Raw genomic sequence first — 12,301 nt, 5'->3', positions numbered from 1 at the left:
TACTTCGAGTTCTTGCCTTACATGTAACTCTTGTTTTTTGGTGGTTTCTAGTTCCGTTGATTTGGTTTTTACCTCTTTTTCAAAGGCTTGTTTTATGGCGGTAGTTTCTTTTATCAACGCTGTTTTACTCTTTAACTCTTCTTCGCCCAGGAGAAATTCCGCACTTGCGGCGATGTCGCGTTTGAGTTCCCTGCTTTTTTCAATGAGTTCATTTTCCACAAAGTCTATCTTTTCAAGCCCTAAAAGGCGGCGTATCATCTTTTTTCGATCTTCATTTTTTAGTGTGCTGAGGCTGGTAAGTTCCTTTTGAGAAGCGAAAAGGGTATGTAAAAACGCCTCTTTACTCATCTTGGTTAGCTTGATGATAGCCGTCGTGACCTCTTTGGCACCACTGGTGGTCAGCTCTTCGTTTTTGTACAGCTTGGCATTGGCACTCAGTGTTTTGCCACGAAACTCACGCACGACTCTGTACGCCGTGCCTTCAAACTCAAACTCCAGTTCGACTAAAACGGCATCTTTCTCACTAGCACTAGCGTTTCGTAGCAAATCCTTACTGCCTCTTTTTTTCGCCTCGCCATACAGCGCAAAAAGAATGGCTTCAAAAAGGGTCGATTTGCCACTGCCATTTTTCCCGATGATGCCGATAAGCCCCTCGCCAAACTCGATGTCAAAGGAAGTGTAGCGTTTGAAGTTTTCAAGGTGGAGTTTAAGCAGATTCATCGCTCACCTCTTCATAGCTACTAAACAAGCCTTGGATTTTGTCTTTGAGTCGCGCAAACTCTGCGTCGCTGCTCTCTTCTTTGATGTGTTCTAAAAAGTACGCTTCCAACGAGAGGGCTTCGATGTCGCCTAGTCCCGTGTCGTTTGAGGTGCCTTTGAACTCGCGCTTGATGCTTACATGTAAGGCACCCTCAAAGAGGTTTTTGATGTCACGGGTTTGGATGTCGATGGACTGCAACGCCGTGAGATTGGTCAGTTTGACCTCCACAAGCGCATCTTTTACATCCTTTACATGTAAAGCCGCAACTGCACTTTCAAAGTCCTCGCAATCAATCTCATAGGTTTTGATGGGGCGAATGGCTATCTCGTGGTACTCTACGTGTAACGCCTCGCCAAGCTCCACGAGGGCGAAGCCTTTGGAGTTGCGCTTGTCGTTTAGGCTCGTCCGCTCGCTCGAACCTGCGTAGTACACATTCTCATGCTTGCCCACCTTGCCAAAGCCGTGCCAATGCCCAAGGGCGACGTAGTCCATCTGTGCAAAAAGAGCCTCTTTCTCGCGCGGGTACACCCACTCGCCAAACTCCGCCATGAGGTAGTGCGCGCCCACAGAACAGTGGAGCAACATGATGTTGCGCTTGGTCGGGTCGATGTTTTGCTCGCAACGTTCTATCTGCGAGAGGGCTTTTGTCTCGTCATTCATGTGAGGTAGCGCGTGGAACACTACCTCTTCAAAAGCAAACTTCTCATACGCTTGGCTGTATGCCACGTGGATGTTTTTAAAATTTTCAAAGATTTTCAGAATGGGGGAGCTTAGGTTGGTACGGGGCGTAGAGTGATTGCCCGCAATCATCACACAAGGAATCCCCAAACTGTCGATGATTTTGAACTGTTCTAGCGCAAAAGTGATGGCACGGTTACTAGGAGATGAACGGTGAAAAAGGTCGCCCGTGTGGAGGATGAAATCTGGCCTAAGCGCCTCAATCTGTGCTACAACTTGTTCAAACGCATCGTAAAAATCTGCTTCCCGCTGGTTGATGTTCTGAGCATTGAGCACTTCAAGGTCATTAAACCCCAAGTGCGTGTCGGAAAAATGCAGTAACCGCATCAACCCACACACGCATCGGCGTGGACTACACAGTTGCGACCGTTGGCTTTGGCTTGGTAAAGTGCCTTGTCCGCGCGTTTGAGCAATTGCCCCGCGCTCTCCCCTTCACGCCACGTGGCCACCCCAATACTTACGGTAACACATGCGGTTTCTTTAGCCCCAAAACAAAGCCCTGCCGTACTTTGAGCGACTTTTTCACGGATGCGCTCGGCCAACAACACCGCTTCGTCCTCGTTCGCTCCTGAGGCGATGATGCACACTTCCTCGCCTCCATAACGCGCCACCACATCAGACTTTCGCGCAAGCCCTTGCAAAAGCCCCGCAAGCGCCACAAGCACCTCGTCCCCTTTTTGATGCCCATGGGTGTCGTTGAGAAGTTTAAAGTGGTCCACGTCTATCATCAGCAACGAAAGCACACAAGAAGGCTGCAAATAGCACCGCTTGACTGCTTCCTTAAGAGAGCCCTCAAAAAAGCGGCGATTGTGGATTTTCATGAGCGGGTCAGTGATGTTTTCTTGTTCAAGGGTTGAGATTTTTTTCAAATCTTTAGCGGTTTTTTCGGCCAAAAAAGCCACCATCACCACAAATAAACCGCCAAAAAAGAAAATCAAAGGCACCAAAAGTCCAGGCGGATGCATAAAAATATCAAAGGCATAGATGCCATAGCTAACGATAAACACTCCAACTAAAAGTCCCAAAAGCCTCCACTGAAGCTTAAGATGTTCATCAGAAAGTTCGCCCACAACACGGTAAATAGGGCTAAGTGCGAGAAACAAAAAAAGTGCCCCGAACAACACCAATGCAAAAGCTAGCCACATTTCAAACAACGCGCCTCTCCCTTTTGGTAAAGTTTTTTATTTTATAGATTTTAACTAAAATACTTACTTAAAAAAAATCTAATTTTTCTCAGACAACGCGCGATGAAAAACACCTCATTCGTGCCCAGTGTGTCAAAAAATAAGCCGTGCAGGGCTTGGATGTATCGGATTATTGTAGCCAAAAAACAACGAAGGTAAGAATTGCTACACTTTTGCCTTAATCCCCTTGGGCGATAGGAGCAAACACGGCACGGGTGAGGGTTTGGAGTGTTTTAGGAGCCAGCTCTATCTCAAGACCGCGCCGTCCTGCGCTGACAAAGATGGTCTCTTGATTGAGTGCGGAAGTGTCGATGAAAGTTTTGAGCTGTTTTTTCTGCCCCAGGGGACTCACGCCCCCAAGCACGTAGCCTGAGACGCGCGCCACGTCGTCTTTGTCTGCCATCACGGCTTTTTTGGCTCCTGCGGCTTTGGCGATTTGTTTTAAGCTTAACTGTTTTTCCACAGGAACGATGCCGATGGCAAACCCTTTGCCCTCCAAAGCTACCATCAACGTTTTAAGCACCCGCGCGCCCGCCACACCCAACAACTGTGCCGCCTCAAGCCCATACGAAGGGGCTTTGGGGTCGCGGGTGTATTCGTGGAGCGTGTAGGCCACCTTGGCTTTTTTGGCCACATCAACCGCAGGTGTCATGAAAACTCCTAGTTACTAATCACCACATCAAGTTGCTCTTGGCTCGCCAAAGAGAGCGCATTGAGGTCGAGGCCTTGGGTATTTTTAGTCACCACACGCAGGGAAATGCGCTTGCTTTTTTCGCTCAATACTTGCTCAAGTGCCACAAGAACATCACGCACCACAGGGTCTTCACTTAGAGCAATTTCCTCACGAATTTCCACCAAAGTATCTGTTTTAAACGCGTTAAAAGCCTCATCAATCTCCGTTTTAGTCGCCTCGGGATTTTCCATCAAACGGTAAAACGCCTCCACTACTTCACGCAAATCCACAAGACTCAACGACGCATCAAAGCGCGTAAAACGAGGGGTTTCTTGGGCATAAAATGCACTAAATCCCATCTGTGCCGCACCAAAGCTGTTGTGCAGTATCATGCTAAAATCTTCCACCGCACTGAGGTTCCCCTCTTTCAGTACAGCCTTACCCGAAAGGGAAATCTTCCCCGCATCATTAAACACAAAAGCCTCCATCAACGGCCAGCTTTGGGCAAAGGCGCCACTGCTTAAAAGGTTGAGCATAAACACCCACGGTTGGTTAAAATCTTCGACTTTTACCCCTTCTATCTCCATCCCAAACCCATGCTTTCCGTCCACTTGGCGGTGCATTTTATCAAGGCTTTCGATGCCAGAAACCGTTATTTTTCTAATGCCAACACCCTCATAGCGCACTTGCGAAACCGCACACGTAAAATCAGGATAAATCCCTTTACATGTAACGCTCTCGTGGCTAATCTTGTTTTCTGTAAGTTCTGTGCTAATCTCATGCTGCACGCGCGAAGCGGCCGCCACATTGGCCCCAAAAGCAACCACCACAGCAAGGGCTGCTGCCCCGCCTAAAATCCATCGTTTTTTCATTGTTGTATTCCTTATAGTGAACGTGCTATACTTCCCCAAAAAAGGACGTATCATGCCCCAGATTGTCTTTCAAAGCCCTTTGGGAACCCTTGGCCTCTCCTCCAACACCCACGCCATCACAACCCTCTCTTTTCTTCCGCCCCAAACTACCGACCTTGGAGGCTTGGATGACCCTGTTTTAGCCCAAGCTTACGAGGAGTTGCAAGAGTATTTTGCAGGAAAACGGCGTGTTTTTAGTGTTCCGTGCGAGCCCCAAAAGGGCACCCTGTTTCAACGGGCCGTGTGGGGTGCGTTACAAGAGATTCCTTATGGGGAGTGCGTGAGCTACAAAACCATCGCCGCGCGCATTGGCAACCCCAAAGCCGTACGCGCCGTAGGCGGAGCAAACAACAAAAACCCTATCGCGATTCTTATCCCTTGCCATCGCGTCATCGGCGCTAGCGGCTCTCTCGTGGGCTATGCCAGCGGGGTAGACAAAAAAGTATTTTTACTTAACCATGAAGGCTATTCATTACCCTCAAAATCAATTTGACGGGTTACATGCAACCCAAATCCGCTGATACCCACAAACTCCTTGCCTTTAGTGGTAGTGAGAAGCTCGATTTCTTCCACACCCAAATGCTTCACAATCTGCGCTCCGATGCCGTATTCGCGCATCTGAACATTGGGGTTTTCTTGGCTTCCTAAAAACACCAACACCCCGCCGTACTCTTTAAGGTGATCGATGGCGTTCATGAGGCCGTCAAACTTACGAGGTGTAGCGAGCAGTTCGATGTCAGGCATGACGTTGTGAAATTTCACTGCCGAAGTTTTTTGCGGTTTCCCAAACGCGTACGCCACATGGTGGTTGTCGCGGTGGTCTACAAAATCGTACCGTCTGGCTTTTGCGCCTAAAAATTCTGTGTTAGACTCAGCAATCACGCGCACCAGCGACTCGTGCATCATGCGGTACTCAACAATGTCAGAAATGTAAACGATGTTCATGTCGTGAGTTTCACAAAAAACATCCAAATCAGGACGACGCGCCATGGTGCCATCTTCCTTCATGACTTCACAAATCACCGCAGACTCCACAAGACCCGCCAAACGGCACAAATCCACCGAACCTTCCGTGTGGCCCGTGCGCACTAATGCCCCGCCTTCTTTGGCAATGAGCGGAAAGATATGCCCTGGGCGCACCAAATCTGAAGGCTTGGTGCTGTAGTCCGCCAAAAGCTTGATGGTCATGTCGCGCTCTCCCGCCGAAATGCCCGTGCTTGCCTCGCGCGCATCTACCGAAACCGTAAAAGCTGTCTCATAGGAAGAATCATTTTCTTTAACCATGGGCGCTAGGTTGAGGCGTGTAGCAATCGCCTTTGAAAGCGCCACGCAAATAAGTCCCTTAGCATGAGAAGCCATAAAATTGACTTTTTGGGGCGTAGAAAACACCGAAGCATAAACCAAATCGCCCTCGTTTTCTCTATCTTCATCATCCACCATCATCACCATTTTGCCTTGTTTCATATCTTCTATGGCGCGCTTTACTCGCTCTAATGGTGTCATATTGTTCCTTTATTCTTATTTTAGGCGCATTGTAGCAAAAACTCCTTGACAAACCAATCTAAAATCATTATAATTTCACCCTCAACTTTGGACGGTTGGGGTATAGCCAAGCGGTAAGGCAACTGGTTTTGGTCCAGTCATTCGGGGGTTCGAATCCCTCTACCCCATCCATTTCTCAGCTGACAGGTCGCGGGATAGAGCAGTCCGGTAGCTCGTCGGGCTCATAACCCGAAGGTCGGCGGTTCAAATCCGTCTCCCGCAACCAATTATTCCGAATATTGCCGTTTGCTGGGGTATAGCCAAGCGGTAAGGCAACTGGTTTTGGTCCAGTCATTCGGGGGTTCGAATCCCTCTACCCCATCCACTTCCCCTTTACCGTGTCGCGGGATAGAGCAGTCCGGTAGCTCGTTGGGCTCATAACCCAAAGGTCGGCGGTTCAAATCCGTCTCCCGCAACCAATCTTTCACAATAAAACCACTTTATTTTTTCCCTCTGATTTTGCCACGTACAGCGCCTTATCTGCGCGCATGATGAGGTTATCTACGGTCTCTTCTTTTTGAAAAATAGCCAACCCGAAACTGGCTGTTTGGTGCCCTGCCTCTGCAAAAAATGTTTCACCAACCTGCCGACACAAAGATTGTGCTAAGTGCTCTAGGCCCTCGGCATCGGTTTGAGGGCAAATAATCAAAAACTCCTCTCCACCCCAGCGCCCCACCGTATCTACAGCGCGCACCGAAGATTGAAGTAATTTTCCAAATTTGATAAGCACCTCATCTCCCACTTGGTGTCCAAAGGTATCGTTAACCTTTTTAAAATCATCAATATCTAGCAAAATCACTCCAAAAATCCCATTGTCACGCTCTGCACGCAAACGCTCATAGCGAAGCATTTCATCAAGTTTTTTTCGATTAAACACCCCTGTGAGATGGTCTGTCATGGCGAGGCGTTTTAGGTTTTGCTGCATGTGATTAAGTTGTGCATTGGCAAGGCTAAGTTGTGCATTGGCCTTTTTTAAATCCTCTACATGTAACAATCGTCGAATCACCACATACCCAAACAGACACAAACAGACAAACATCACAAGATGCTGTTCGGGCTCCGTCCATGCGATAATCCCCCACGAAACAAGGGAACTGTACGCCCAATACCCCGAGACAACCAACAATCCAGTGGCAACAACACGCATCTCTTGGGGCTCTCTTAGGGCCGCCCTAATGGCCCAAAGCGTCAAAATAGGTAAACTAAAAAAGTAATACATGTAATCGAATGCGGGGTAAGTAGAAGAGAGATTGAAAAGCCCCGCAAGTGCGCCACCAATAGCCACCACAAGGAAGGCTAAATGCGCCTGCCAAATGCGTCGCACAAGTCCAAAGGGACCCACCCCTGCAATGCGCTCCAAAAATGCCGCCATCCCCACAGGAAAGAAAAAATAGTTAAAACTCATAAGGTAGCGCTCAAGCAAAGGGTATTGGAAGAAAAACTGAATGCTTTTAGCAGAAAGCATCAAATCCAGCCCTTGGGTCAAAAACAAAGAACTCAGCAAGAAGGTTTCAAGATTACTAAACCGCAACACACAGCCCGCCAAAAACAAAACCCCCACAAACAGTGCCACCGAGCCAATACTAATACGAAAAAAATCACCTCTAAACATGTTAAGAATATGGCTAGACTTGCTTGCAATCACCGCCTCGCCCCAAAGCCCAATGTCTGGGTAATCCGAGTAGACTCGCACATACAACTGCTTGCCACCTGCATCCTTGGGTAAACTAATCATGTGCCACGGCCAACCGATAAATTTACCCTTGCCTGTGGCGTCAAAGGTGCCATACTGATAAATTTTTTGCCCATCGAGGTAAAATTCTGCAATCAAATCAATACTAAAGATATAAAGTGTGGGATCATAAGGGAGGGCCTGAGGCAAAGGAATGCGGTACCATACGTTGGTCTGGCCATGGCGATCGGGCGGATTGCTCGGAAAAGCGATGGCTTGCCACGAGGCTCTTTCTTGCCCTTTTGTCCACACAGGCACCCCCTCTTCAAAGGGAGAATCGCCCCAGCGGTATTCCCAAGCCCCATGCCCAAGATCAATGCGCTCTGGTGTTGTTTTAGCAAACCCTTCTTGCGCACACAGGGTTAATAAAAAAAGAGTTATAAAAAATTTTACAGTTAAAGTGCGCATAATACTTGCCCTTTCTACCGTTTCTTCGGGTTATTATGCGTTATCACATCCCATGTTTCACTGAAAGAAGTGATGAAAAAATAGACAATAAGCTCACTTAAAGTTTAGCTTCGCACAAACGCCTCCCCTGGCTTCCAGTCGATGTACACCGAATCCTTCTCTTCCAAATGGGGAGCCTTAACAAAAACCGCCTTAAAAGGTGCGCTACTTTCGTTCACAAACATATGGGCTTCTCCCACAGCGCACTGCAAATAATCCCCTTGCTTAATGCGCACTTTTTCACCATCCACATACACGCTACACTCGCCCTCTAACACCAAAAAAGACTCTTCTTGGCGGGTGTGTTTATGGCACGGATGAGACTCTCCCACGCCAATGACAACCACACCCATGTCCACCGCAGGCCCTTGGGTGAGGTATTTGGGGCCGTGGGTGCCGTAGCGGTAATCGTGTTCGTTTTCGTTGGTCAAATACATTTACACTCCTGGGGCTTTCCACATAGACGTGGTGATATTTTCATCTACAAGTTCCACTTGTTTAGCGTACGCCTTCTCCCACCGCTCTTGGACGGCGCAGTAGGCGTGGTGGTTTTCCTTGTTGGGCGTGTATTCGCGCGCCCATTCTACCCACGCGTGTGCCGCGTCTTGGAGGGTCGAAAACAGTCCACATCCTACCGCCGCCGCCATTGCAGCACCCAAGGCTGTGGCTTCGGTGACTTTGGGAATGCGTACGGTTAAGCCCGTCACATCGGCTAACATTTGAGGCCAAAGGATGCCTTTACTAGCTCCTCCTGCAAAAACGAGTGCCTTACATGTAAGGCCTGTGAAGGCTTCGATTTTGGCAAGGTTGAGTTTGGAAACGATGCACGCGTTTTCTTGGAGGGCGCGAAACATCGCAGGTTTGTTGCACACAGAAGCGTTCAAAGAAAGGTTTAAAAAACTCGGACTCGCATGGTACCAACGCCCGTATTTCATGGTGTCCGAAAAGATAGGCAAAATCCCATGAGACCCCACGGGTACTTCCATGGCTTGGCGTTCCAAGAGTGTGTACACGTCTTCGCCGTTACGCTGTGCTTGCGCCACTTCTTCTTGGCAAAATACATCCCGAAACCAACGCATCACGAGGCCACTAAAAAAGGTGATACCCTCTGCTTGCGACTGGCCACAGATGACGTGAGGGTTGACGCGGATTTCCATGCTTTTTGGCGGTGGCGTGGTGGCGTCGATGTTTACGACTTGTTGCCAAAATGACCCTCCAAGCACGGCGGCGTCGCCTTTGTTCACGACCCCAAGCCCCGCACTGCCAAGCTGCACATCCCCACCGCCTAAGACAACTTTGGTGCTTACATGTAAGCCTGTTTGGCGCGCCGCTTCGGGACTAACACATGCTAAAACCGTACCCGTTTCATAGCAAGGCGGAAAGATGTCCTCTTTTAACCCCACTTTTGCCATCATGGCGGGTTCCCATGTGCGTTTTTGGAGGGAAAAAATCCCACTCGTGCCCGCGTTGCTTGGCTCACTGGCTAGCACGCCACACAGCTTGTACAGCACCCAATCGCTTAGCATCGACAGGTGCGCGACCTTGGCGTAAGTGTCAGGCTGATGGGTTTTGAGCCACAAGAGGCGCGGCATAGCGCCTAGGGCAAAGGTTTGGCCCGACTGGGCGTAAAAAGCTTCTTCGACCCCTTGTGCGTGCAAGAGGCGCACTTCTTCGCCTGCCCGCGCGTCCACGTTGGCCACCGCCCACAGCTCTTTGCCCTGTGCATCATACAGGACGATTCCCTCACGCATACTCGTCGCACTCACGCCCAAAATGGATTCGGGCGCGACCTTGGTCTTGGCAAGGACTTCTTGGATGCACGCCTTAACAAGCTCCCAATTGACCGCGCAGTCAAAGCCCATACTAAAGGGTACGTTGGCTTCTTGGGCGTGCGTCCATTCGCGGCTTGCAAAGGCGCACTGGTTTCCGTCCGTGTCAAACAACACCGCGCGCACACTGCCTGTCCCCGCATCAATGGCTAAAAGGTGGTTCATGCTTTCCTCATTTTGGCTTGTTCAAGTTCCCAATACTCCATCCCAAAGCTTTGGGCTTCGTCGATGCTCACGTACCCGCCCAAGGCTTCCGCGCGTAACACCGCTTCCATGGTATGGGAAATGATGTCGTCGATAATCTGGGCTTCTTTGGCATTTTTGCCAAAACTCACCACCCCAAAGCCCTCGATTACCGCGTAATTTGGCGCAGTATTGAGGCAGATTTCTTCTTTGGCATAGCGGGCAAAATAGGCCAGATACGCCGCTTCATACGCCTCTAAGGCAGGTTTTAGCGCTTCGCCTTGGCCCAACACCAACGGCGTGCGCTTGGTGCGGATGATGTGCTCAGGCGTCAAAACACCCTTACATGTAAGGGCAAGATTGCTCGCATACGTGAGTGCTAGGGGCGATTGATTGAGCACCATTTCCACAGGGTGGCCCTTGCGTGTTTGAACTTCTTGGCACAACAAGGCAACATCAAACGTGCGCGTAGGCATTTGCACGGGCGTAGCAAGCGGGGCATGGTGTGCTAAAAATTCTTCCGCAATGCTCACCGCATCAATCATCTTTTCATAAGCCTCTTTGGCATCATCCCCAAAGGTAAAAATCCCGTGGTGGTGCAAGATAATCCCCTTACATGTAGACCAATCAAGGGTTTGCGTGTGCAGGTAAATCTCGCGCGCCAGTAGAAATCCAGGCATCACGTAAGGCAAAATCAAAAAATCAGGATAAAGTGCTTTGATGTGCGCCTCGCCATTTTGGGAATTAGAAATCGTGACCACCGCATCGGCGTGGGTGTGGTCCACGTAGGCAAAGGGGATGAGCGCGTGCAAGATGGCTTCCACCGAAGGGTTTGGCGCACTAGGGTCGCTCATGGCCGCGCGCTGGGCCGCGACCATGTCGGTGTCGCTAAGGCTCTCGCGCTGGGCCAAGGCAAGCAAGGGAGCAAGTTTTACAGGCGCAAAGCCCTCTTTTTGGATGCTCACCAAGTCCCATCCACTGCCCTTGACATAAAGCATCGGCATGGAATTATCCGTGATTTTGACCGAGGTATTACCCCCGCCATGCAACACTAAAGCGTCGCTTTGACCCAAGAGGTTGGACGTGTACACGCGCAGGGCTAGAGGGTCGTGGGCACTTGGTGCCGTGCGTTCGTCCCAAAGACTTTTCATAGAAAATCCAAATCATCCGAGGATTTAAACGCGCAATGGGGTTCAAAATTGGCTTTATACTCCGCATAATGAGCTGAAGCTTTGTGTCCATCAAGAGCCGCTTCGTCTTCCCATGATTCGATGACGAGGAATTTTTCCGGCGCGTTTTTGTATTCAAAGATATCATAAAGCGCACACCCTTTTTCGGCTTTTGAGGGCGCGACCATCATAGTTAAAAGTGCGCGAAGCTCGGCCTCATGGCCTTCTTTTGCAATAAACGTTACGGTTTTTGTGATGGACATTTTTCTTCCTTTGAAGGTGTTTTTGGGGTGTATTGTAACATAAAGCACTTGGGAGATTTGGGCTTTTTCAAGGGTTTTTGCGTAAAATACCATACTGTTTACATGTAAGGAGAGAGGATGAAACTAGCCATCATCGGCGCGGGAGGTATTGGCGGGTATTTTGGTGCGGCATTGGCAAACGCGGGGCATGAAGTGACCTTTGTCGCCAGGGGCGCGCACCTTGAAGCCATGCAACAACACGGCTTACATGTAAGCCATCCTCGCCTTACTTTCGCCCAAGCCGTCCACGCTACTGACTTGCAAGGCTTGTGTAAGGAAGACATCCGTACGTACGACGGGCTCATTCTTTTGGCTAAATCCATGGAAACCCAACCCATCGCTCATGCCCTTCAAGGGTGGTTTAGCACCGCTTCGTCCACGCCTTTTGTGGTTTCGTTGCAAAACGGCGTCGAGAATGAAACCGTGTTGTGCCAAGCCCTAGGAAGCCAGCACGTCATCGGCGGACTGACCGTAAAACTAAGCGCACATATCGTCTCTCCAGGCCACGTAGAGGCGCTAGGAGACGCGCAGATTGTCATCGGCCCTATGGAAAAAACAGCCAAAGCAGACGTGTTTACAGAGGCTTTGGGCGTGGCATTTACACAAGCGGGTGTACGGGTGGAAAAAACAGAAGAGATCCAAAAAGAATTGTGGAAAAAACTTCTCATCAACAACGGTGTCAACGCCTTGTGTGCCCTTTTGGAAGTCAAAACAGGCACCATTACCCACCACCCCAAACTCAGCCAACTCGTCCTTGGCCTCATGCAAGAAACCGCCCGTGCGGCGCGCGCTTTACATGTAAACCTCACAGACAAAGACGTAGAGGCCATG

The 12,301-nt window shown here is 49.7% G+C and carries 13 protein-coding genes and 4 tRNA genes; 6 read left to right on the top strand and 11 right to left on the bottom strand.

Annotation, left to right across the window (positions count from 1 at the left end; translation table 11 throughout):
- The 5 genes from JWV37_RS12040 to JWV37_RS12020 form a co-directional block, all read right to left on the bottom strand.
- A partial coding sequence (locus JWV37_RS12040) for an AAA family ATPase (protein ID WP_205460073.1) occupies positions 1–720 on the bottom strand: 720 nt, incomplete at its 3' end.
- The gene (locus JWV37_RS12035) at positions 707–1,825 is read right to left on the bottom strand and encodes a metallophosphoesterase family protein (protein ID WP_205460072.1); all 1,119 of its coding nucleotides are present in this window, start codon (positions 1,823–1,825) and stop codon (positions 707–709) included. The genes JWV37_RS12040 and JWV37_RS12035, both read right to left, overlap by 14 nt.
- On the bottom strand, positions 1,825–2,643 hold the full coding sequence (locus JWV37_RS12030; protein WP_240332204.1) for a GGDEF domain-containing protein: 819 nt from the start codon (positions 2,641–2,643) through the stop codon (positions 1,825–1,827). The genes JWV37_RS12035 and JWV37_RS12030 overlap by 1 nt, the downstream gene beginning before the upstream one ends.
- A gap of 217 nt (positions 2,644–2,860) precedes the next feature.
- Entirely contained in the window at positions 2,861–3,334 is a 474-nt protein-coding gene (ybaK, locus tag JWV37_RS12025; protein ID WP_205460070.1) for a Cys-tRNA(Pro) deacylase, read from the bottom strand.
- Positions 3,335–3,342: 8 nt separating this feature from the next.
- A complete protein-coding gene (locus JWV37_RS12020) occupies positions 3,343–4,227 on the bottom strand; it encodes a hypothetical protein (protein WP_205460069.1) in 885 nt (294 codons plus the stop codon).
- Between the two features lie 52 nt (positions 4,228–4,279).
- On the opposite strand from JWV37_RS12020, the gene JWV37_RS12015 reads away from it, so the two are divergent.
- Entirely contained in the window at positions 4,280–4,759 is a 480-nt protein-coding gene (locus JWV37_RS12015; protein WP_205460068.1) for a methylated-DNA--[protein]-cysteine S-methyltransferase, read from the top strand.
- Here the strand turns inward: JWV37_RS12015 and JWV37_RS12010 are convergent.
- Complete coding sequence (locus tag JWV37_RS12010) at positions 4,732–5,769, bottom strand: bifunctional 3,4-dihydroxy-2-butanone 4-phosphate synthase/GTP cyclohydrolase II (protein WP_205460067.1); 1,038 nt, start codon at positions 5,767–5,769, stop codon at positions 4,732–4,734. The genes JWV37_RS12015 and JWV37_RS12010 overlap by 28 nt on opposite strands.
- 96 nt (positions 5,770–5,865) lie before the next feature.
- Between JWV37_RS12010 and JWV37_RS12005 the strand changes: the two genes are divergently transcribed.
- The 4 genes from JWV37_RS12005 (at position 5,866) to JWV37_RS11990 (ending at position 6,227) form a co-directional block, all read left to right on the top strand.
- A tRNA-Gln gene (locus JWV37_RS12005) sits at positions 5,866–5,940 on the top strand.
- Positions 5,941–5,957: 17 nt separating this feature from the next.
- Positions 5,958–6,034: transfer RNA gene (locus JWV37_RS12000), tRNA-Met, on the top strand.
- Between the two features lie 24 nt (positions 6,035–6,058).
- Positions 6,059–6,133: transfer RNA gene (locus JWV37_RS11995), tRNA-Gln, on the top strand.
- A gap of 17 nt (positions 6,134–6,150) precedes the next feature.
- Positions 6,151–6,227: transfer RNA gene (locus tag JWV37_RS11990), tRNA-Met, on the top strand.
- A 5-nt stretch (positions 6,228–6,232) separates the two neighbouring features.
- On the opposite strand, the gene JWV37_RS11985 is transcribed toward JWV37_RS11990, so the two are convergent.
- The 5 genes from JWV37_RS11985 to JWV37_RS11965 all read right to left on the bottom strand — a co-directional run bounded on the left by JWV37_RS11985 (position 6,233) and on the right by JWV37_RS11965 (position 11,431).
- Entirely contained in the window at positions 6,233–7,948 is a 1,716-nt protein-coding gene (locus JWV37_RS11985) for a GGDEF domain-containing protein (protein ID WP_205460066.1), read from the bottom strand.
- A 104-nt stretch (positions 7,949–8,052) separates the two neighbouring features.
- A complete protein-coding gene (locus JWV37_RS11980; RefSeq protein WP_205460065.1) occupies positions 8,053–8,424 on the bottom strand; it encodes a cupin domain-containing protein in 372 nt (123 codons plus the stop codon).
- A complete protein-coding gene (gene lsrK / locus JWV37_RS11975; RefSeq protein ID WP_205460064.1) occupies positions 8,425–9,981 on the bottom strand; it encodes an autoinducer-2 kinase in 1,557 nt (518 codons plus the stop codon). It abuts the gene before it with no gap.
- Positions 9,978–11,150 (bottom strand): class II aldolase/adducin family protein, encoded by a 1,173-nt coding sequence (locus JWV37_RS11970; protein ID WP_205460063.1) that lies wholly within the window; start codon positions 11,148–11,150, stop codon positions 9,978–9,980. Before JWV37_RS11970 ends, lsrK begins: the two co-directional genes overlap by 4 nt.
- Positions 11,147–11,431, bottom strand: a complete 285-nt coding sequence (locus tag JWV37_RS11965; RefSeq protein ID WP_205460062.1) for a putative quinol monooxygenase — start codon at positions 11,429–11,431, stop codon at positions 11,147–11,149. Before JWV37_RS11965 ends, JWV37_RS11970 begins: the two co-directional genes overlap by 4 nt.
- Before the next feature lie 117 nt (positions 11,432–11,548).
- On the opposite strand from JWV37_RS11965, the gene JWV37_RS11960 reads away from it, so the two are divergent.
- A partial coding sequence (locus JWV37_RS11960; protein ID WP_205460061.1) for a ketopantoate reductase family protein occupies positions 11,549–12,301 on the top strand: 753 nt, incomplete at its 3' end.

It is taken from the genome of Sulfurospirillum tamanense (assembly GCF_016937535.1).
Taxonomy (GTDB): Bacteria; Campylobacterota; Campylobacteria; order Campylobacterales; family Campylobacteraceae; genus Sulfurospirillum_B; species Sulfurospirillum_B tamanense.
This window is presented reverse-complemented; position numbering and strand designations above follow the sequence as displayed.